Here is a 21712-nt window from a genome sequence, read left to right as displayed (position 1 = left end):
GGCAAGGGAGAAGAGATGATCTCTTCTCCCTTATCCTGTTCCAAACACCGCCTTTATTGAATGTCGCGTCCTGTTTCATTGGCAATCCGTTCAGCCGCTTCCTGAAGGGCAACCTGCACATCTTCCCCTGAGAGAAGGGCGTTCGCCTGAGCGTCCGAGGCGTAGCGGAATGCACGTGCATAGTCATTCGTATAGTTGGCCGGAAGCGTTCCTTCAACCACGTCGGCAAAGAGGCTCCAGATCGGCTCATCGTTGAAGAACTCATTGTTTTCCTGGAAGTACGGCTCATCATACGTGGCAAGAAGTGACGGGAAGAGCCCGTATTCTGTCATACCCTCGATCTGCGGCTCGATTTCTGTCGTGAAGTATTCGACGAAGGCATAGGCTGCCTCCGGATATTCAGTGCTTGAGAGAATGGTAAGGTCAGACCCGCCGAGGTTAGCGTCACGGTTACCGCCTTCTTCAAATGCCGGAAGTTTGAATACTCCCCAGTCACCGGACTGATCCGGCGCCTGATCCGTGATCGTACCTGCATACCATACGCCAAACGGAATCGTCGCAACCGTATGGTTGACCGTCGACGTTACCGTACCGTCCCAGCCGTCAACGTTTGCCACAAGATCCTTCTCGTGCATTTCCTGAATCTTGCTCATGGCAAGCGCCGCATCGTCGCTGGCAATTTCAATGGCACCGTCTGCATCAAAATAATACACACCAAGCTGATTCATCATCATCCGGAAGATCGCATCATCGTTTGCAATGTCTACCGGCACCATGGCTGCCCCCGTTGCATCAAGAATGTCCTCACCTGCGGCAATAAAGTCATCCCACGTTTCGATGTCATCCGGGTCCACACCCGCTTCTTCGAAATGAGGCACATAGTAGAAGACACCGGCAGGTCCGATATCCCAAGGAGCGGCGAGGTTGTTACCATCCGGCCCTTTAACGGCTTCTACTTTAGAGTCGGCAAATTTATCTTCGTGTTCATTGAATCCATATTCATCCAGGTTCACAAAGCCCTGCGGGAATTCTGCAAAGTAGTTATCCAGGCGATCCGTTTCAACCATGGATATATCAGGAAGACCAGAACCCCCCGCGGCAAGCCCAACCGTCAGACGGTCATACACATCTTCACGGCCAATATCTTCAATGTTAACTGTGACATTCGGGTACAGTTCATTAAAGCCTTCGATGGCCTGTTCCATTGCGGCTGCAGCAACGTTCCAGCCCCAGGCTGTCACTTCACCGGATATGTCTTCGTCTCCGTCACCTGCGTTATTGTTTTCGTTTGCATCATCATTATTCGCAGACGCACTCCCGTTGTTAGCGCTGTCATTTTCACCGTTATTTGCTCCGGCGTCACCTTCGTCATTTCCTCCGCAAGCTGCCAACAGACCGACTGACAATGCACTGACCGACAATACTTTCCAAGCTTTCATGTGTAAATCCCCCTTTGTTAGTTCGCACATTCGTGCGCTGTTAAAGATGTTGAGCTGTCACATATTCCTGAACGCAACTCCAACTAACTTTTTTAAATTAAATTACTAACTACCGATAAGATAACACATAATTGTCACAATGAAAAGGCTTTCTCGGGAATCTTTTTAATTTATTTTAACGATCCTGCACTTCAAACACATCATGCAAAATAAGCGACACAGCACCGAGGAGGGCGCTGTGGCTGCCGAGGCTTGACACGGTAATCTCTGTCTTTCTGGCATCATCCGTCAGCGCTCTTCTGTTCACAGTTTCAACGAGAGGCTTCATGACAAACGCCCCCGCCTTCATGACTCCGCCGCCGAGGACAATCTGATCCGGATTCAGAAAATTTATCACATTCGTCACAGCCAGGCCGAGAAAACGCCCCGCCTGTGCAAACAGCTCTTCGGCAAACTCGTCACCGTGAAGGGCCGCCTCATAGATCACTTCACCGTCGATGTCTTCCTTATTCTCTCGCATCTCCCTGAGCGCCGTCGATCGGCCGAGGGTGATTTCATGGATCGCCCGCTCCCGGATGTGAATCCCGCTCGCCACGGTATGCAGACAGCCATAGCTTCCGCATGTGCACTGCCGGCCATTCAGATCCACAATCATATGCCCGAGCTCACCGGCAATATGGTGGTGCCCGCGGTGGATCTGGCCGTTCAGGATCACCCCGGCACCGATCCCGTCCCCGACATTGATAAAGACAAGATTCGGATTCGCCCGTGTATCCCCAAACCACATTTCGGCAATCGCCGAACAGCGAGCATCGTTCTCTACTTTAACAGGGATCTCATAGCGGGCTTCCAAGCGTTCCTTCAACGGAAGTTCTCCGAAATCAAAATGCGGGGCATAAATGCTGATCCCCTTCTCTTCATCGACAATCCCGTGCATGCCGATCCCGATGCCGACAATTTTATCCCGCGAGACATCGCTGTTGGTGATCATGTCGTCGACGAGCCGGTAGAGGATCGTCATGAATTCACCCGCCTTGATACCGGCAGGAAGTGTCTCTTTTTTCCGGTTCAACAGCTCGGCATTCAAATTTGAGAGCCCGACCCGGATCTGACCGGTCCCGACGTCAACGCCGATGACATAATGATTGTTGTAATTGATGGAGAGAAGAACCGGTCTTCGTCCTCCTTTGGACGCACCTGTCCGGCCTTCTTTCACAAGCCCTTCTTTCAAGAGATCATTGACGATATTCGTCACCGTCGGCGGTGTGAGATTCGCTTGCTTTGAAATATCCGTTCTTGAGATCGGTCCCTTTCGCCTGATGATATTGATGACCAATGAACGGTTCAATGACTTCATCAGCCGAAAGCTCCCTGTCATACCCTGTACCATATCCTTCACCCCTGCCACTTTATTAATTATTTTAATAATAGTCGATTCCGCGTTCGGATACAATCTTTACAGAATTTGAAACAATGTTCACCCTGTTTCCGTAGTCTACGTTATAATGAATCAAACAGCATGGCTGTAATCAACGAAAGAAAGGATGAATGAACATGATCGGATTACTTATTATACTTGCCATTGTCGTGATTTTCGTACTTGCATGGGTCTCCGCCTACAACGGCCTGATCAAAATGCGCAACTGGGTGGAGGAGTCCTGGGCTCAGATTGACGTCCAGTTAAAACGCCGCTACGACCTTATTCCAAACCTGGTGGAAACCGTGAAAGGTTACGCCAAACACGAGGAGGAGACATTAACGAAAGTCGTCGAACTCCGGAACAAAATGGGGGACAGCACCTTAAGCCGCCAGGATACCATGGAAGTGAACGACCAGCTGAGCGGTGCGCTTAAGAGCATGTTCGCACTTCGTGAAGCCTACCCTGACCTGAAAGCCAATGAGAACTTCAAAATGCTGCAGGAAGAACTGACACAGACCGAAAACAAAATTGCCTATTCAAGACAGCTTTACAACAACACCGTCATGAAATACAACACGAAAATCGAATCCATCCCAACAAACATCATTGCCGGGATCCACAACTTCGAAAAGCGCGATATGCTCGAAGCAAAAGCGGAAGAACGGGAAAATGTCCGGGTATCCTTTTAAGGCCTGAACGGAGGGCAGCATCATGCTATTATACGAACAGATCCAAAAAAACAAACGGAAAACCGTCCTCATCGTCTTCGTCTTTATCCTGTTCCTCCTTGCCGTCGGGGCGGCCTTTTCCTACATCAACAGCGGCGAACCCTTCTCCGGCATGATCATCACCGTCATCATCGCCGCCATCTATGTAACGATCGTCCTCAGTTCGAGTACGAGTATGGTCATGCGCATGAACCACGCCAAGGAGATCAAATCCGTTGAAGAGAACCGCTTTCTCTGGCATACCGTCGAGAATATGGCCATGGTGGCCCGCATCCCGATGCCGAGGGTCTTTATCGTCAACGACCCCTCGCCGAACGCTTTCGCAACGGGCATTTCGCCCAAGAACGGTGCCGTTGCGGTCACGACGGGCCTCATGAATGAACTGAACCGCGAAGAGATGGAGGGCGTGATTGCCCACGAAGTCGCGCACATCAAGAACTACGACGTGCGGCTCTCCACGATTGCCCTCGCACTCGTGTCCGTCATCGCCATCATCAGCGACCTCGGCATGCGGATGATGTTCTTCAGCCGGGGCGGGCGCAACAATAAACAGAGCCCTGTCATTCTCATTATCGCCCTCGTCCTTGTCATTCTCGCCCCGATCATCGCCATGATGATCAACATGGCGATTTCGAGAAACCGGGAGTATCTCGCCGATGCCAGTGCCGCGGATTTAACACGGAACCCGAACGCCCTTGCCACGGCACTCGAAAAAATCACCGGCGTCTCCACCCCGGTCCGTGAAGCCTCAGGTTCCTCGGCGCCTTTGTATTTCGCCGATCCCCTGAAGAAGAAGATGAGCGGACTCATGTCCACCCATCCGGACCCGCAGGAGCGGATCAGGCGGCTGAGAGAAATGTAAGACGACTCGCATTGCCTCTCTTAGTATGATAAATGAAAACGGCCCCCTGGCGTATCCAAGGATACAGCAGGGGGCCGTTTTATGTGTTCTTTCAGATTTTGAATTTCTCCACTAGCTGTTTGAGTTCTGTCGCAAGGTGTGCGAGGCTTTCGCTTGATCCGGCAATCTCTTCCATCGACGCCGTCTGTTCCTGCATGGCAGCAGACACTTCTTCAGTGGCCGCAGAATTTTCCTCTGCGATGGCTGACAGGCTCTCGAGCGAAGACACGATGTCTTCTTTAATCGTCGCCATATCTTTACCCGTTCCGTTCAGGCGGTGAACCGCTTCGTCAGAGATACTCATGGCACCCTCAATCTGTTCATACTTGTCCCGGGTGCCCTGGACACTCTTCAGCTGTTCATCAAGGATCTGTGAAACGTCCGCCATTACCTTGACCGACTGTTCGGCGTTGACCTGCAATTCTCTTACGATCTCATCAATCGTTGCCGTCGAAGTCGTGGACTGCTCGGCGAGCTTACGGATTTCGTCTGCCACGACAGAAAAACCTTTCCCTGCTTCACCCGCACGCGCCGCTTCTATGGCGGCATTCAGGGCAAGGAGGTTCGTCTGTTCGGCGATATTCGCAATAACCGTACTCGCTTCCCCGATACGCCTTGAGCTGTCATTCGTTTTGACAATCCCTTTCTCCACTTCCTGTGTGGCCTCTGCGGTCTGATCCGAGATCTCTGAGAGACGCCCGATTTCTTCAAGACCTTCTTGAATGGCATGGTTCACGTTTACAAAGGCTTCGTTCAGCCGTTGTACCACTTCTTTTTCTTCATCGACGATTTCACCGAGACGTGCCGCTTTTTCAGAGCCCGCTTCCGTGTTCTGCGCCTGACTCGACGCGCCTTCCGCGATGTCCTGGACCGTCGAGGCCACTTCTTCAGACGCCCTGGATGATTCGCCGGACGTTGCCGTCAGCTCTTCGGAAGCCGCAGAGACCTCTCCTGCGGACGCGTTGATATCCACGATGATCTTCCTGACGTTCTCTGTGACGCTTTGCAGGGACTTCGCCAGTTCCCCGACTTCATCGTGACGAGAAAGAAGCTTCAGATCCATATCGTGGCGCATATCCAGCTGTCCGATTTCCGCCGCCGTTCTCGACACAGCCTGAATCGGACGCGAGATCCTTGTTCCCACGACATACGTCAAGGCTATCCCGCCGACGACAACGAGGAACGTCATGATGAGCGCCGTGTTCCGAAGTGACGGGATCGCCGCCAATACTTCGTTTTCGTTGGCTGTAATGACCAGCGTCCAGCCCGTCTCGCCGATATCCGAGAACCCGACATACAGATCGTTCCCCTGAAAGGCATAATTGCCAATGCCTGCGGGTTCACTGAGCATACGCGAGAACTGATTCGCGAGGGTCTCAAGACCAGGGTCCTCCTCTACAAGGCGGAGCGGATTGAATGCATCCCGGACCATGTCCCGGTCGCGGTGAGCGACGACGGTCCCCTCGTCATCGATCATATAGGCATAGCCCCCTTCGCCATACTGAATATCATCCACAATCGTATTCAGATAATCCGCATCACCAACGGCTACAAGTACGCCTGTAATCGCCCCGTCTTCCTCAATCGGAACCGAGGTCACCATGATCAGCCGGTCTCCGTCGTCCGGATTCACACTGAGTGATGGCGGCATCAGCCCCCGCTCACCTGCCAGGGAATCATGGTAATACTCGCGCTCAGTGACGTCCACAATTTCACCGTCAATGCCATACGAATCGGACAAATACAGATTCCCGTCGAGATCGGTGATGCCGATCCGTAAATAGTCCGTGTTTTCGACTTCGTCAAGCAGCACGTCCATCGCCGCATCGAGATCCGGATCATCCCCTGTAATCTCCGGCAAATTCGTCAGTCCTTCAAGGTACAGATATTCACTGTCCAACCGACTGTCCGTGACCTTTGCCCCTTCAAGGGCTAATGTCTCAAGTCCCGTTTCCGCTTCATCAATCAGTGCATCCCCCGCACCATTAGTGATCACAATCCCGAGAATCCCCGTCGCCACGATCATAATCGCGGAAAAATACAAAATCAGTCGCATACGTATACTCTTCATAGCCCCATAACCCCTTTTTGTGTTTCTATCACACTCAGTTTACAGGACTATCGAATTGATTACATCGTACGATCCTATTAAAAACCATCTAATTGAAAACGCTTATTTGGTCCTTTTTACAAAGCACTTGGGTCATTTAATGAAGACTGCCTCGATCTGTCATCAGTCATCCAACCATCCTGAAAGACCTGATCAACAACTCAGGAACGGTTTTTTTGGACGACATAGACCAGCTGACGATACTTCCCTTCCGTCAGGAGCCACTGATCATAAGCATCATCAAGACTGAACGCGGAGACGATGGTCCCATTGTCCGTCAAAATTGCATCCCAGTCCCCCTTCGGAAACAGACCGAGGGTATGGACGTCCGAATAAATCGACAGCTCGCCGTCCTGCCGGATCAGATAAACCATAGCCGCTTCATACGTGGTATCAGAGACGACCGTATTGTTCTCAAAGAGATCAACCTGTACTCCGTCGCCTTTGCCCCGATAGCTGAAATTATGTTCTTCAAATCCTTCTTTGTCCTGTACAAGCACCATCAGAATTCCCTCCAGCTTCAGATGCGCCATGGCGTTTTCAATCACTATTCTGACATCGGCTATTGTCGTCATGTACGTAATCGACTCCGGAATCAGCACCACATCAAAGATCTCATCAAGCTGAACGGTGCGCATATCCCCTTTGTGGTAGATGACTTCCGGATTCATTTTCCTGGCTTCGTTCATCATCCCGTCACTGATATCGACGCCCCTCACGTCATGATGAAGCTTCAGCTGGCTGCCATGACCACCTGCACCGGACCCCAAGTGAAGGATCCGTTTTCATCCTTCCCTGGTGTGACGGCGGATCTCTTCAAGATAACGGTCCGTTTCCTCCTTGCATGCCTCGGGGCCTGCGATGAGAAAATCCGTCCAGGCGAGGTCTTCATACGCGTTCCAATTTGTCATGTTCGACTGCCTCCTTGTGAAATCACTGTTTGCGCTATTGCTTTTGCACCTTCAGACAGAGACGTGTATGCTTAAGAAAAATCGGCTGAAGTGACACATGCCCTATTTCGAGGTGATTCATCATGACAGACATTCTTATCCGCCCCATGACCGTTCAGGAATGGCCTGCAGTAAGCGCCATTTATCAAGCCGGTCTTGATACGGAGCTTGCCACATTCGAAACCGTCGTCCCATCATGGGACTCCTGGAATCAGGCCCATCACGAAACATGCCGTCTCATCGCCGAGTATGGCGGCACGATTGCCGGCTGGGCCGCCCTGGCACCGACGTCCCCGCGCTACGCTTACCGGGGCGTCGCAGAAATCAGCATCTACATTGCCCCCGGCGCCTCGGGCCTGGGCGTTGGCCGCACGCTCCTGAATGCCCTTATCGAAGACAGTGAAAAAGCCGGATTCTGGACGATCCAATCAGCGATCTTCCGGGAGAATCAGGCGAGCATTCACCTGCATAAGAAATGCGGTTTCCGGCAGATCGGCTACCGGGAACAGGTCGCCGAACGCCACGGCGTCTGGCACGACATTATTCTCATGGAGAGACGGAGCCCTATTGTGGCAGCCTCCCCGTCAGCACGACCAGATCCATCGTAAGGCGGGCGGCACCTTCTTTTTCATACCGCTCTTTCTCCCCTTCCTCTGCATGCCAAGCGAGTGGCGACATCCGGCAGAGCTCCTTTCGGAGAGGGGCCGTCACAGCCGGCGCTGTTTTGACAGAGACCGCCTTGACGTCGTCAAACGCTTCCTCAAACCGGCTGATCAGCGCCTCATTCTCTTTGGCATCCCGGCGGTTTTGCTGAAAGAAGTCTCGGATTTCCTTCATGTAGCCCGGTCCCGGTATGACTTTCACCGCAAGCCCGCCCGGTTTTAACACCCGTTTCATCTCTTTGTAATTCGACGGCGACAGAATCGTCAGAGCCACGTCGAGGCTGCCGGTTTTTAACGGCACATTGACGAGATCCGCAGCCAGCCACACGGCCGGCGTGTCTTCATGGTCCGTTGCCGCCTGAATGCCTTCTTTCGACAGGTCGAGACCCGCCCCCATCCAGTTGCTTCTCCCTTCAAGTAGCAACGCAAGGTGAGAACCCTCCCCGCAGCCGAAATCGCCGATCCTGTATACGCCATCTTGTTTTTTCGCCTCCCTGTCCATGAGCTTCCCCACGTTCTTGTGCAGAGCCCGGTACAGCGGGGTCTCCTGAATGACTTTCGCCCTTGCATGAAACAGTTCCTTTGAATACGCGCTGTTCACCGCACCCGTCAATACGTTGACATACCCCTGCCTCGCGACATCGAAGCTGTGTCCGTCTCCGCACACAAGCCGCCCTTCAGGCACCACGCTCACACTGCCTTGGCAGACCGGACAGCTGAGCAACCTGTTCCACGCATAGAGATTGCGGATCCCCCGTTCTTTTTTATTCACATGATCACCCCATCTTCTCCATTGCCCCTTCATCATACACCAACATGCATGACCGTTGAACCTCTCCATGGCAAGATGAGAAACACATCACTCAAAACAGGCCTCCCCATACGAGAAAGGCCTGTTCTATTCAACGTGGCTTCAGTTTAGTCAACCTTCCTTGATGGCTTCCTGTCTTTTTCCATAAAGAGCCCGAAGTCAATACAGCTTCCCGTGCCGGTAATGCAAAATAAACAGACGTTTCAGTGCTTGGACATAACAGCTGTTCCGGATTCCCGGCAACCCGTCTGTGAAGTAACTGTCGAAAACCTTCTCGCAGCTCGCCTCCATCTGTTCATACATCTCCCGGATCACCTGTTCCTCAGAGAAGAGCTCCGTGACCCGGTCCTGTTTCCACTCCACGTAGGAGACCATCACCCCGCCGGCGTTGGCCAGGACGTCCGGGATCACCACTTTGCCCTGTTCATGAAGGACACGGTCCGCCGTACCGTCCACGGGGGCATTGGCGCCTTCCACAATGATGTCCGCATGGATCCGCTCCACATTACCGCCATGGATCACATCCTCCACTGCCGCAAGAATGAGCACATCCACGTCCAGATAAATCAGTTCGTCCCGGTCTCTGACCTCCGCCTGGATACCCGCTTCTTCAAGGGCTTCGGCGGTTTGGGGAAGATGACGCATCCGGCGCTGATAACCGGCAAGGGCCCGGACGTCAAGACCGTTCTCATGATACAGGGTCACGTACTGATCACTCACCGCCGTCACCCGGTGATTCAGCCTGTCGCACGTCGCCGCCATTTCCGCCGCCACCGCACCGACGTTCCCGAAGCCCTGAACGGCAAGCGTAATCGCTTTTCCTTCATCATGCTTTTCAATCAGCCGTTTCATCCGGTCGTACTGATCCCGGTGCAGGCCTTCGGCAACGCTGTTCCGATTCGTCTGTCTGACCCACGTGTCCAACAGCCACAAATAGCTCCGGTACGTGCCTTTACCCGTCGATTCCCGGCGTCCGCGGGCACCGCCGTTCTCGACACTCTTTCCGGTGAAGGAACCGAGATAATTCTCTCCCGGATTAATCGTCTTATACTCGCCGACCATCCAGTCCATCGTCTCGGCGTCCGTCCCCATATCCGGTGCGGGAATATCATGGGTCGGTCCGATATCGCGAACGAAGCGCTGGACATACTTCTTCGCGATCATATACAGCTCTCGCCTCGAATACTGATCCGGGGAAATAACCACACCGCCTTTCCCTCCGCCATAAGGAAGTTCGTGCAGGGCGTTCTTTAACGTCATCAGGACAGCGAGGTTCTCGACTTCCTGTTCATTCACGACTTCGTTGTAGCGGATACCGCCTTTGTAAAAACCGGCGATGTTGTTGTGCTGCACCCGGAAAGCCGGGATCCGTTCGATGGAACGGTCATCACGGGTGACCCTGATGTAGCTTTTGATCACTTTGTCTGTCGTCGTGAGGATTTCTTTACCGGATTCAAAGAGCCGCTTGCGGATCTCCCCTGTTTCCTCCGGCAAGAACGATTCATCATCATAAAGCTGATCCATAATGTCCCTGATCATGTTTTGCGTATCTGTCACCGTCATATGTATCTCTCCCTTCTTTTTTTGAAAGCGTTTGCAAAATCGAGTAGGAGGGGCTTCACAGCCCCGACCTCTCACACCACCGTACGTACGGACCTGTATACGGCGGTTCAATAAGTTGAGTATGCACGCTCGTAGAGTTGACTCATGTCTTTGAGTCCCCACCCTGCGAGCTTTTCTATTTTGATGGCTTTGTGCAGTGTCTCGTTCTTGGAGGCACGCCAATAGCCTTTGCGAGTGTTTGCCATTTTCCAAGCTTCTTCGGTTTCAATGCCATACTTCATCAAATTCTTGTATCTCGTTTTAATTTTCTTCCACTGTTTCCAGATCAGTTGCCTCAGCCGATGGTGTAACCATTGCTTAATGCTGTTGATAAAGGATTTCATGTAACTGATGCCATAGTAGTTGATCCAGCCGGTTGTCACCTGGTTAATCTTAAGAATAATGTAATCGAAGGAGTTCGCCTGGTTTCTTCTCGTCAGATATTTCAGTTTGGCTTTGAACTTCGCCTTGAAGGCGTGGTGAGGTCTGCACCTGGTTTCGTTATTACTTTTGTGAATGCAAAACCCCAGAAACTTTCGTTTCGTTGGTGATCCTATAGCACTTTTCTCTTGGTTCACACTCAGTTTAAGTGTTCCCTCGAGGAAAGTTGTTGTGTTAAGGAGCACACGCTCCGCAGCTCTGCGACTTTTAACGTAGATGCAAAAGTCATCTGCATATCTGACGAAACGGTGGCCTCTTCTTTCCAATTCCTTATCCAGTTCATGTAGGTAAACATTGCTGAGAATCGGTGATAAGTTGCCACCTTGCGGTGCACCGTTTCTTGAAGATTCCCAGTTGTCCCCTATCATAATCCCGCTTTTAAGAAACTTCCAGATCAGTTTCAAGATGATCGGATCCTGAATATATTGTTCAAGATAGTTCATCAGCTTTTGATGGGGAATCGTATCAAAATAACTTTTCAGATCGATATCCACGACCATTTTGAATCCTTCATCATAATATTTTGCGGCTTGTTTAATCGCTTGTTTGGCATTTTTACCCGGTCTGAACCCATAACTGTTTGGAGAGAAGTGCGGATCTATTATCGGTTCAATAACTTGAAAAATCGCTTGCTGGACCATACGGTCCCGGACTGCCGGTATCCCCAATTTGCGTTTCTTTCCATTCTCTTTCGGAATCTCTACCCGTTTTACGGGTAAAGGTTGATATGTCCCTTTTTGGATTTTGGCTATCAATGGTTTCGCATATTGGCGAACATGTGCTTCAAGTTGGTCAACGGTCATCCCGTCGACCCCGGGGTTTCCTTTATTGGAAATCACCCGGTTCATCGCCAAATTCAGGTTATCCGGACAGACCACTCTGTCAATTAATTGCATACCGCTTTTCGACTCCTTTCGTTGCCAGATTGCTACACGCTTCTGCATACTCTTACGCTTCCAGCGTATCCCTCTGCAGATAGCCGTCCGGAGACGTTTTCTGTGATTAAAGCAATCCTGTCAATTTCATTTGTCTCAAAGACGCTTATTGTTCGGTCCTTCATCCCCATGGGATTACTATGACCTCGGCTGACTTCTTACGATTCAGGAATCCATCTCTGAATTCCTTGTTCCTGTAGGATCTTCCATCCTTCTTGTCGGGAACCCTCGTAAGACCTCCCGGGGTAAGCACTGTCTACTTCGTCCTATCGCCGCCATATTTACACTGTGGGGTTCGGGCAGTATTGGACTTTATCTTGTATAGCAGACTCATCCGCCCCATTTGTGCCTGATATGGTTCGTGTTCCTCGGTACAGGAGTTTGTCGCCGGCTTCCTTCAGATTCCACCTCACGGTGGACACCCTTGCCATTGACTAGTGGTTCCTACTGCCAAGCCCACAGGAGACTTTCACTCCCAAGATACAGTGCATGCCCGGCACACTATAAGCAAAAAGAAGACTCAGTCTTCTTTTTCAAGCCAGCGCCGGGTAAGTGAATTGTCGATATCGAGCTGATCGAGAAGCCTTGAAACCGTGTGATCGACCATATCCCCGATCGATTCAGGTTTGTTGTAAAAGGCCGGCATCGGCGGCATCATCACGACCCCCATTCTTGACAGCTTCAGCATGTTTTCCAGGTGGATATCATTTAACGGTGTCTCTCTCGGCACCATAATCAGCTTCCTGCGCTCCTTTAAGACAACGTCCGCCGCTCGTGACACGAGATTATCCGCATACCCGTGTGCCACGGCACTGAGCGTCTTCATGCTGCAGGGGACGATCACCATCCCGTCCGTTTTAAACGAACCGCTCGAAATCGCCGCAGCCTGATTCGTCGCCGGATGCACGTAACTTGCAAGTTTCTTGACCTCGTCAACGGTGTAATCTGTCTCGATCGTAATCGTCTTCTCTCCCCACTGACTGAGGATCAGATGCGTCTCCACCCCGAGATCACGAAGCACTTCAAGGAGCCGGATCCCGTAAATCGGTCCGGTTGATCCGGACATGCCGATAATAATACGCTTTGTCATGACGTTCACCCCATCTTTTTGTCTGTATCCCAATCGTACAACAGCAACGCTTGATTCACCAGTAAAAACACGCTGCGGCATGCTCGTTCATTCGGGTTTTCTAACTGGCTGTAAGAGGTGCAGATGAAGCCGCTCACGAGGAGACGGATGCCGCGAGACGGGGAAAGATTCCAGGCAGCTGAGGTGATCAGCCGCCTTTTCCTGTAAGGCTTCAATCCCGATCCAGCAACCCTTCTTTCAACATGCTAAAATGAAGTGCAGAAAAATCGATCTTTTTTTGAATCCGGTGAAACCTGATGCGGACAGGACGCATCTCTATCAGTGAGAGGAGGCGGTGGCTTGGATTATAAAACCCAATTACAACAAGGCGATGAATCGGCGCTAAAAGCCCTGATGGATGCATACGGCCCACTACTGAAGCGGACCGCCGTCCTGCTTGTCAAAGACCGGCAGCTCGCAGAAGAAGTCGTCCAGGATACGTTTATCACGGCATTCCGGAAAAGTCACCAGCTCTCTTCCAATGACAAAATCAAAGGCTGGCTCGTGACCATCACGCTGAACGGCTGCCGCTCGAGGATGCGAACGTGGAACTGGCGCCATCTCTTTCCGGCAAAAGACGAGACGGCTTTTGATCAGCTCGAAGAAACCGCACTTCTTCCGGAAGCACAGCTTCTCGCGGCCATCGAAGAACAAAGGGTGCATAAAGCCGTTCAGGCCCTTCCCTATTCATACCGGGAGCCGATCACGCTGTATTATTTTCACGACATGACCGTTGACGAACTGGCCGGGGTGATGAACACGAAACAAAACACGGTCAAAACAAGACTCGCACGCGGGCGGGCCCTGCTGAAGAATGAGCTCTCGAAAGGAGGCGATGACCGATGATGAACGACGATCAGAAACCGGCAGTCAGACAGGCACTCGATCGCGAACTTCAACATGAGACGTTTCACGGACACGATGCCGTTCTGAAGAGGACCCATCCGGTAACCTGGAAAGACCGGCTTGCAAACGTTTGGAACAAAGAAGTCCGGATCCCGGTCGTTCCTCTCGGCGCTGCATTGTTTCTTCTGATCACCTCAGGCACGACCATTGCTGTTCCCGGAGATGAACCGGAGCGTGAACTCATCGAACGCGGGGGCAGCTATTATTGGCATGACCTGTTTGAAGAGGAGGATTCATCATGACCATCCGTTTGAAAGTCAAACACCTCGTATACAGCCTGCTTGCATTTTTGGCCCTCTTTGCCGTCGTGTTACTCGTCTTTGAACCGAAGCTTCACGAATGGCAAATCGACAGGCAAATTGCCTCGGGACAAGAAGACGGAGCAAGAGAACAGATTCTTGACCGGATTGTACGCAATCAGACGGCGAGCACCGGTCTGATTGAAACGTACATGATCACACCACTCAGTGAGGATGCGTCGAGTCTCACGATCAGCCCGGCATCAACGTCCTGGAGCACGTCCGACACTCCCGTGCTCTTCACCCTTGAAGAAGCGGCACCGTATTTGAAGACGTATCTTGAGGAAGGAGAGGACACGATCCATCTGTTATCGGCAGCGGATCTTCTCATGAGGCATGATCAGACAAACGGCGATCCTGAAGGTGTCCTCGAAACGATGGAGACAGCCTCCGAGCGTCAGACAGCTTATCCCGCTCATCAGACAGATCTCACATTCGATGCCATTGGCATACTGATCGAAATGAACGAGCATGAGCTTGCCCGTTCGATCCTGAATGCCTGTGAAGACACGTTTGACAGCGGCGATGCCGCCCTGCGGTCCGCCATTCTTCACGCACGTATGGATCTGTATGAGGAGGACTACGAAGAAGCCCACGCGCTCCTGCAAGATGCCATGGAGCGCTATGAAGCCCATCATGATGAACAGGAAACAGCCCATGCAGAGAGCCAAAACGGCTATGAGCCCTTCAATCTCGACCAAGCCGTCTATTTCCAGGAAGCGAAACGGCTGCACGAGCGGCTGGAGCCCCTCGAAGAGGGTCGTCACAACGGCACGGTTGAAGGACGGGTGACCGGCGCTGACGGGGAGCCTCTCGCCCATACCCGGGTCTTTCTGCAGGAAGACGCACAGCGCGACCGGTCACTGAACCGGGAATCCGCCCTGGCCACGAAGACCGATGGCGACGGCTATTACCGCTTCGACGGCGTTATCCCGGATGACTACCTCCCGTTTGTGATGCTGTCGATGGATGAAGTGAGCGGATCGGCCTGGCCCGTTGACGCCAATGAGGTGATTCGGGTGGAAGACGGTGATACGGCGACGTATGACATCACGTTCACACCTCTGATCGAGCAGCATGAACCGATCAATCATGACGAGATCACGGATGATACGATCACCTTTTCATGGGAAGATGTGGACGGCGCCGCCTTTTACTCGCTCGAGCTGACGGTCCATCACGACGGCGGTTCGATGACGCAGAGCGTGGAGACCGACATCACATCAAACCGGCATACAATCGAGACAGATGCGCTCTATGACCGGACGTTTGGGGTGATGTCTGACCCCGAAGACGACGAACTCATCCAGCCCGAGACCATCCTCGCCTTCAGCTACCCGGACGGGGAATTCTCCTGGAACGTCAGGGCCTTCGATGAAGACCGCTCCCCGATCGCACAGAGTAACGGCTACCGTCTCGACGAGGATGCCATGGGGCAACTGCCCTTTTTCCGCCTTGATACACGGACATTGACAAACGCAGACCGCCGCCTCCTTGACGAGGACGTGCCCGGTGCCCTCGAAGCCTACCGGAACGCCTATGCCGATGATCCGGAGGACGCTCACAGCTTAAGGATGCTGACAAGACTGAACGGCTTCAGCGAATCCCGTGCGGAAGAAACGATGATGTACCGCAGGCAGCTCCATGACGTTGCCCCATCCATCGCCAACGTCTCCGAACTTCTCCGGCATACGATGCGCGAGGGAGACTTGACGGAAGCGTCCCGTTGGAAAGAGGCGTACCTGGACCTCTTGGAAGAGGATGAACCAAACGAACTTGAAAACGGCCGCTTCGCACTCATCAACGCCTTTGAAGGCGAGTTCGATCAGGCACAGGAACGTCTCGCTCAGTCTGTCGACGCAGACTCATACAACCGCTTTTCCGGCGCCAGGGCCGTCGTCGCCCTCGCCTCTGGTCAGGGGCTCGATGAAGCCCTTGCGATTGTCCGTCAGAATCCGGAGCGAACGCGTTCGAATCTCGCAGCCGAAAACTGGGAACGCCATCTCGAACACCTTGAAGGCATGGAAGAAGACTTCCTGCAAGAAGCCGCTCAGGCAATGCTCACTCGCGATCAGGACGCCATAGACGTTCTGACAGACGAGCATCCGTCGCTGTCATCTCTGACCGACGCCTGGCAGGATCGCGACTGGTGATTCGAACCATGCAAAAAGAGGAAGACAGCCTGCTGCCTTCCTCTTTTCTCTACCATTTCGCGTGATGATCCTCCGCCCAGCCGAAGAGGTCACTGATCTGAACCGTCCCGGCTCCGTCAGTCATAACCGTTCCCTCATAATGACCGAACATCTGGTGAACCTTCGACTGAATGACCCCGAGATTGGTCTCGGCGAGCCGTTCAAACGACGGATAAAACGTCAGAGTAACCGTCTCATTCCCCTTATCTCTGATCGTCCAAGGCCGCATCAGATCAGACGGATCATAGTCCCAATCGAGATCCTCATGAATCTTGCAGAGAACACCGTCCACGACAATCCCGTTTTCGTTCTGCCCGGTACCGTCCGTCCATTTACCGCCGAGGTTCAGTCCAATGACGCGCCCGTCCTTATCACGTCCCGAAGCACTGCCCCAATTCCAGGATGAGCGGTACGGCCACTTGCCGCGGCCGAAGTCGAGACACGCGAAGCTCTGATTCCGCTTATCCAAATGGTGCCGGTATCCGCCCCATTCCACCGTTCCGAATGCTGGCAGTGCCGGCTGCTTGGACGTATACTGATAATGGCTTTCACTCCAGGGAATGACGACATTCAATGATTCATACCCTTTCGGACGGGCAATCTCCACGTAGGCATCCAGCGGCTTTCCGCCGAAATCCCGAATGTTCACAAACAGCTCCGTCGCATCCGGTTTCTCCAGAAAGCGGATCGTAAACCCGCTCCGATCCACAAAAAGGGGCGCCCTCACCTCTTCGGGCATCCGCACCCCGATCCCGAACGGCACGGTGACCGTCTTTTCCACGAATTCTCCGGTATGACGGTCGTACAGATAGACGAACAGACTTGCCGCATAGTCAATGTGGCTGATCGTCGCCGAAAACAGGATGTCATCACTCGTGATACACCAGTAGTTCCACTTCTTCTTACGCATACTTGCACCGCTCAGATTGGATGTGACAATCGGGTGCCTCGCCCAGCCCGCACTTTCCGGATTCAGCGTCCCATCGTTCAGACTCAGCCTTACGGGTTTCGTCAGTTCCATTGCCTGCATGCCTTCAACCCCCTTCTAAAATCGGTCTTGTTACCGTCTACTTTATGGCTAATTGAAAGCGCTGTCAACTTCTTGTTCGAAGAGCTGCCCGCTTTGCCGGGATTATGGTAAACTGAAAGCATTGACTTTGTTCAGAAAGCGGGTGAAGCCCCATGTGCGGCCGATTCAGCTTGTATCATCAGCCAAACCTGATTGCACGCAGGTTTGAGCTTGACAATCTTGAAGCCATCGCCCTTGATCCGAGGTATAACATCGCGCCCTCCCAGGACATTCTCGCCATTGTTCATGATGGAAAAACGAACCGGGCCGGTTTCCTTCGTTGGGGCCTGATCCCCTCGTTTGCAAAAGACCCCAAGATCGGGTCTAAGATGATCAACGCACGGGCCGAGACCCTTTACGAGAAGCCGTCGTTTGCGAAGCTTCTGACACGCAGGCGCTGCATCATCCCTGCGAACGGGTTTTTTGAATGGCAAAAAACTGAAACCGGAAAAGTTCCCATGCATATCCAACTCAGAGACGGGGAACCGTTCGCCATGGCCGGGCTTTGGGACCGCTGGCAGGATGAAGGAGGGGAAACGATCACGAGCTGTACGATCATCACCACGGAACCGAATACGCTCATGGCCCCGATCCATAACCGGATGCCGGCCATCCTGACAAGGGATCAGGAAGCCATCTGGCTTGACCGGCGCGAAACAGGGACGGACAGGCTGAAGTCGCTTCTTACCCCTTTTGACAGCCGGCAGATGACTGCGACGGCCGTATCGAGTCTCGTCAACTCACCGAAACACGACTCACCGACATGCATCGCACCCATACCGAACGAAACGGAGTGACCCACTGTGACGAATGAAATCCATGCTTCCACCGTATTGAATACCGTTGATACCCTGACACGCGACCTCAAAATAAACGGCATCGAAGAGGGAGACCTCCTCCTCGTTCACGCCTCCCTGTCTGCCTTAGGCTGGGTGAACGGCGGGAGTGCCGCCGTCATCGGGGCCCTGATCACAGCCATAGGGCCTGACGGAACCATCGTCATGCCTGCACAGAGCGGTGACCTGAGTGATCCGTCCGAATGGGAGGCGCCGGCTGTCCCGCAAGCCTGGTGGCAGACGATCCGGGACACGATGCCTGCCTATGACCCGGCCATCACACAGACCCGGGGGATCGGCACCATCGCCGAACACTTCCGCACATGGCCCGGCACTGACCGGAGCCTGCACCCGGCCCTCTCTTTTTCGGCGCGGGGACCTCTCGCAAGGACCGTGCTTCATCCGCATCCTCTTGCCTGCGGTCTCGGTGAGGACTCGCCCCTTGGCCGGCTCTATGAGCATGGCGCCAAAGTGCTCTTTATCGGCAACGGCTACGACGCCAACACGTGCTTTCACCTCGGTGAATACATTGCCCCGTCCCCGCCGATGATCGAAAAGGGCGCACCGGTCCTCACAGACGGTGTCAGGCAGTGGATCACGTACGAAGAGGTCGACCTCGATGAAGAGGTGTTTGAAGAGATCGGCCGCACCTTTGAAGAGACGTACCCCGTCCATACCGGTAAGATCGGCGATGCCACGGCGAAAGTCTTCGCTCTTCGCGATGCGGTGGACGCTTCCACCACCTGGTTCACGGCACACCGACAGACCCAAACCGCAGACTGACAGACAGGAGGAAACCCATGTTTTATCACCAGCTTGACGAAGACACCGAATTGCGCATCCTCGAACTCCGCCACGCCGAGCCGCTCTATCTCATCACGGAACATTCAAGACGGCATCTACGGACATGGCTCCCGTGGGTCGATGACATTTACCAGCCCGGTGATTCCCGGAAGTTCATTGAAATGGGACTGAAGCAGTTCGTCTCTCAGGACGGCTTTCACGCCGGGATCTGGTACAAGGGCCAGCTTGCCGGCGTCATCGGTCTCCACGGCATTCACTGGGGCAACCGTTCCACATCCATCGGCTACTGGCTCGGCGACGGGTTCGAAGGGAAAGGCATCATGACCAAGGCTTGCAAGGCCCTGATTCATCACTGCTTTCACGATCTGAACCTCGAGCGGATCGAGATCCGCGCCGCGTCACGGAACACGAAAAGCCGCGCCATTCCTGAGCGCCTCGGCTTTCAGGAAGAAGGCCGGCTCAGACATGCCGAATTCCTCTATGATCATTTCGTCGATCACATTGTATATGCACGCCTGAAAAGCGACGAGGCCGACATCTGATCCGAACGGAGCCGGGCGGCAAGCCAAACCATCGTCAAAACCCGCAAAGGCATCGGTGCCTCTGCGGGTTTTTTGGTGTGTTTCTTTTATAATCAGGAGAACAGGTTCATAATCCGGTCGAACCAGTTCTCTTCGTCTTCCTCTGCAAGCTCCCCGTCTTCATCGTCAGGAAGTTCTATCGCATCTGTGCGAAGGACGAACTGCACGACCGACACCTGCTCGTTTCGCTCTGACACAAACGAAACAGGCTCGTAGTCGGACTTGTCATACTCCGCCATCAATTCATCCACTTCGTCCTGAATCTGATCCGGGAGATCCCGGGTGTTTTCTTCAAGTTCACCTGTCCCGTCATACAGTTCATCGGTCCCGTCACCGAGCTCACGTGTTCCATCTGCGGCCTCACTGACGCCGTCATCGAGATCACGGTAGTTGCCGGCGAGCTCACCGACGCCTCCGGTATACGACACGAGTCCGTCATGAAAGGCGTGGTAGTTTGACGACAGTTCCCCGATGCCCCGTTCAAGCTCACGGAGACCTTCAAGGGCTTCCGGGTCTTCGAGGTCTTCAAAGGACGCGAGCGACGCCTCGAGTTCAGAAGCCATCGTGCGAAGACCTGTCACCGACTCATCAAGACCTTTGACGGCTTCACCGAGGGTGCCCGTCACGGCATCAAATGCTCCACTGACTGCGTCGTACGTCTGTTTGACCCGCTGCGCAGCGGCGTACTGATCCACGAGGCTGTCGAGCGTCTCATGATCCTCTGTCGTCATGTACAGCGCCTTGATGGCCTCTTCAGAAGGCACCTCTTCAGGAATGGCCTTCACTGCCTCATCGAGGGCCTTTCTCGCTTCTTCATATTGGTCACCCAGTAAACCAAGCCCGCCGGAGAGTTCTTCAAGTCCCCCGGACAGCTCGTGAAGGCCTTTCGTCAGCTCATCAAAACCGTTCAAGTCGACGTCCATATCAAACTCGGATACATCGAGCTCCCGGTCAAGTTGCGCGAGTCCGTCCCGGATCTCTCTCGAACCGTGAACGAGATCTCCGGAGGAGCCGTCCACTTCACGCAGTCCTGAGAGGAAGTCGGAAGACCCGTCCGTCAGCGTCCACAGTCCGTCAACGAGCTCAAAGACACCGTCATTCAGCTCACCGACGCCATCATGAATCTCGGCAATACCGTCACTCAGATCCCGAAGCTCCGAGACCATCTCCCCGGTATCCGGGTCTTCCATGGCGAGGGTCATCGGAATCGCGGCGATCTCGATGCCGTTCATCTCGAAATCCGTCACATCGGCAAAAAACTCTATGTCCCCGTCCGTTTCGGGCATGACCGTATAGGACAGCTGACGCTCCTTGCCCGCATTGGCCACGGTCGCATCCGGCGCGTGGATATTCCCTGCGACGGAGGCGTCAAAGCTCACCGATACCTGCAAGGTATAGTTCTCATAAAACGACGGATTCACCCCGTCATTGGCTTCGGTCGTCAAGCTCAGATGCAGATGCCCGTCGGCACCGGCAAGATCACCGGCATCCACCTCTTCCCCGTCAAGGGTATAGGTGATGTCCATGGCCCAGGGGAGCGTGGCACCGTCCTTATTGCCCTGGTAATAAAACCAGCCCTCTTCCGCTTCGGCAGAGATCTCGTCTCCGTCGATTTGGATTTCAGCCAGGCTCGTCAGGTTCTGCACACTGTCATAATTGCCGTAATCCACAATTCGCCCCGCGCTTGTCACGTCGAGCATATTGACCACATAAAGGTCCGTCACGGAGCCGTCATGATTCAGGTTGCCGTAGATGACTTCTTCTTTGGAAGCCACTTCACCGTCGGTGCCGGATGTCTCAGGCGTTTCATTATCATGTGCCGTGTCATCGGCAAATCCGATGTACACCGGAGGCAGAATCAGGGCTGCGAGGAGACCTGCTGTCCATTTGTTCATAT

20 protein-coding genes are annotated in these 21712 nt (G+C 53.4%); 9 read left to right on the top strand and 11 right to left on the bottom strand.

Going from position 1 to position 21712, the window contains the following annotated elements; genetic code table 11:
- Positions 1–53 precede the first annotated feature (53 nt).
- Together BSEL_RS02200 and BSEL_RS02195 are read right to left on the bottom strand one after the other, a co-directional pair.
- Positions 54–1439: an ABC transporter substrate-binding protein gene (locus BSEL_RS02200; RefSeq protein ID WP_013171381.1), complete on the bottom strand. Its 1386-nt coding sequence runs from the start codon at positions 1437–1439 to the stop codon at positions 54–56.
- A gap of 175 nt (positions 1440–1614) precedes the next feature.
- Positions 1615–2829: an ROK family transcriptional regulator gene (locus BSEL_RS02195; RefSeq protein WP_013171380.1), complete on the bottom strand. Its 1215-nt coding sequence runs from the start codon at positions 2827–2829 to the stop codon at positions 1615–1617.
- Between the two features lie 164 nt (positions 2830–2993).
- On the opposite strand from BSEL_RS02195, the gene BSEL_RS02190 reads away from it, so the two are divergent.
- Positions 2994–3548 carry a LemA family protein gene (locus tag BSEL_RS02190; RefSeq protein ID WP_013171379.1) on the top strand — a complete coding sequence of 185 codons (555 nt, stop codon included), beginning with the start codon at positions 2994–2996 and terminating at the stop codon, positions 3546–3548.
- Positions 3549–3570: 22 nt separating this feature from the next.
- Positions 3571–4449, top strand: a complete 879-nt coding sequence (htpX, locus tag BSEL_RS02185) for a zinc metalloprotease HtpX (RefSeq protein WP_013171378.1) — start codon at positions 3571–3573, stop codon at positions 4447–4449.
- A 91-nt stretch (positions 4450–4540) separates the two neighbouring features.
- Here htpX and BSEL_RS02180 read toward each other — a convergent pair whose 3' ends face one another.
- The 3 genes from BSEL_RS02180 to BSEL_RS18140 form a co-directional block, all read right to left on the bottom strand.
- Positions 4541–6559, bottom strand: coding sequence for a methyl-accepting chemotaxis protein (locus tag BSEL_RS02180; RefSeq protein ID WP_013171377.1), 2019 nt, complete (start codon positions 6557–6559; stop codon positions 4541–4543).
- Positions 6560–6759: 200 nt separating this feature from the next.
- Entirely contained in the window at positions 6760–7368 is a 609-nt protein-coding gene (locus BSEL_RS02175) for a methyltransferase domain-containing protein (RefSeq protein ID WP_049773514.1), read from the bottom strand.
- A 15-nt stretch (positions 7369–7383) separates the two neighbouring features.
- A complete protein-coding gene (locus BSEL_RS18140) occupies positions 7384–7509 on the bottom strand; it encodes a hypothetical protein (protein ID WP_269815727.1) in 126 nt (41 codons plus the stop codon).
- Between the two features lie 122 nt (positions 7510–7631).
- Here BSEL_RS18140 and BSEL_RS02170 point away from each other — a divergent pair, with 122 nt between their 5' ends.
- Positions 7632–8156, top strand: a complete 525-nt coding sequence (locus BSEL_RS02170) for a GNAT family N-acetyltransferase (protein ID WP_013171376.1) — start codon at positions 7632–7634, stop codon at positions 8154–8156.
- On the opposite strand, the gene BSEL_RS02165 is transcribed toward BSEL_RS02170, so the two are convergent.
- The 4 genes from BSEL_RS02165 to BSEL_RS02150 all read right to left on the bottom strand — a co-directional run bounded on the left by BSEL_RS02165 (position 8113) and on the right by BSEL_RS02150 (position 13089).
- Entirely contained in the window at positions 8113–8982 is an 870-nt protein-coding gene (locus BSEL_RS02165; protein WP_177304805.1) for a putative RNA methyltransferase, read from the bottom strand. The two genes, BSEL_RS02170 and BSEL_RS02165, sit on opposite strands and share 44 nt — an antisense overlap.
- Before the next feature lie 198 nt (positions 8983–9180).
- Positions 9181–10584, bottom strand: a complete 1404-nt coding sequence (locus BSEL_RS02160; RefSeq protein WP_013171374.1) for a Glu/Leu/Phe/Val family dehydrogenase — start codon at positions 10582–10584, stop codon at positions 9181–9183.
- Positions 10585–10691: 107 nt separating this feature from the next.
- Positions 10692–12008, bottom strand: coding sequence for a group II intron reverse transcriptase/maturase (gene ltrA, locus BSEL_RS02155; protein WP_232970464.1), 1317 nt, complete (start codon positions 12006–12008; stop codon positions 10692–10694).
- A gap of 511 nt (positions 12009–12519) precedes the next feature.
- Positions 12520–13089, bottom strand: coding sequence for a UbiX family flavin prenyltransferase (locus BSEL_RS02150; protein WP_013171372.1), 570 nt, complete (start codon positions 13087–13089; stop codon positions 12520–12522).
- 339 nt (positions 13090–13428) lie between these two features.
- Between BSEL_RS02150 and BSEL_RS02145 the strand changes: the two genes are divergently transcribed.
- The 3 genes from BSEL_RS02145 to BSEL_RS02135 are packed head-to-tail and all read left to right on the top strand — an operon-like array spanning position 13429 to position 16486.
- Positions 13429–13974 (top strand): RNA polymerase sigma factor, encoded by a 546-nt coding sequence (locus BSEL_RS02145; RefSeq protein ID WP_013171371.1) that lies wholly within the window; start codon positions 13429–13431, stop codon positions 13972–13974.
- A complete protein-coding gene (locus BSEL_RS02140) occupies positions 13971–14276 on the top strand; it encodes a hypothetical protein (RefSeq protein WP_013171370.1) in 306 nt (101 codons plus the stop codon). Before BSEL_RS02145 ends, BSEL_RS02140 begins: the two co-directional genes overlap by 4 nt.
- Complete coding sequence (locus tag BSEL_RS02135) at positions 14273–16486, top strand: carboxypeptidase-like regulatory domain-containing protein (RefSeq protein WP_013171369.1); 2214 nt, start codon at positions 14273–14275, stop codon at positions 16484–16486. Before BSEL_RS02140 ends, BSEL_RS02135 begins: the two co-directional genes overlap by 4 nt.
- Before the next feature lie 49 nt (positions 16487–16535).
- On the opposite strand, the gene BSEL_RS02130 is transcribed toward BSEL_RS02135, so the two are convergent.
- Positions 16536–17555: a DUF2804 domain-containing protein gene (locus tag BSEL_RS02130; protein ID WP_013171368.1), complete on the bottom strand. Its 1020-nt coding sequence runs from the start codon at positions 17553–17555 to the stop codon at positions 16536–16538.
- A 152-nt stretch (positions 17556–17707) separates the two neighbouring features.
- Between BSEL_RS02130 and BSEL_RS02125 the strand changes: the two genes are divergently transcribed.
- Genes BSEL_RS02125 through BSEL_RS02115 form a run of 3 tightly spaced genes read left to right on the top strand, consistent with a single transcriptional unit; the run spans position 17708 to position 19776 of the window.
- The gene (locus BSEL_RS02125; protein WP_013171367.1) at positions 17708–18391 is read left to right on the top strand and encodes an SOS response-associated peptidase; all 684 of its coding nucleotides are present in this window, start codon (positions 17708–17710) and stop codon (positions 18389–18391) included.
- A gap of 6 nt (positions 18392–18397) precedes the next feature.
- Positions 18398–19213: an aminoglycoside N(3)-acetyltransferase gene (locus BSEL_RS02120; protein WP_013171366.1), complete on the top strand. Its 816-nt coding sequence runs from the start codon at positions 18398–18400 to the stop codon at positions 19211–19213.
- A 17-nt stretch (positions 19214–19230) separates the two neighbouring features.
- Positions 19231–19776 (top strand): GNAT family N-acetyltransferase, encoded by a 546-nt coding sequence (locus BSEL_RS02115; RefSeq protein WP_013171365.1) that lies wholly within the window; start codon positions 19231–19233, stop codon positions 19774–19776.
- Between the two features lie 92 nt (positions 19777–19868).
- On the opposite strand, the gene BSEL_RS02110 is transcribed toward BSEL_RS02115, so the two are convergent.
- On the bottom strand, positions 19869–21710 hold the full coding sequence (locus BSEL_RS02110) for a hypothetical protein (protein ID WP_013171364.1): 1842 nt from the start codon (positions 21708–21710) through the stop codon (positions 19869–19871).
- Positions 21711–21712 lie beyond the last annotated feature (2 nt).

Origin of the sequence: [Bacillus] selenitireducens MLS10 (assembly GCF_000093085.1) — a bacterium.
GTDB lineage: Bacteria > Bacillota > Bacilli > Bacillales > Salisediminibacteriaceae > Salisediminibacterium > Salisediminibacterium selenitireducens.
Note: the sequence above shows the minus strand (reverse complement) of the source record. Positions and strands in the feature narration are given on the sequence as shown.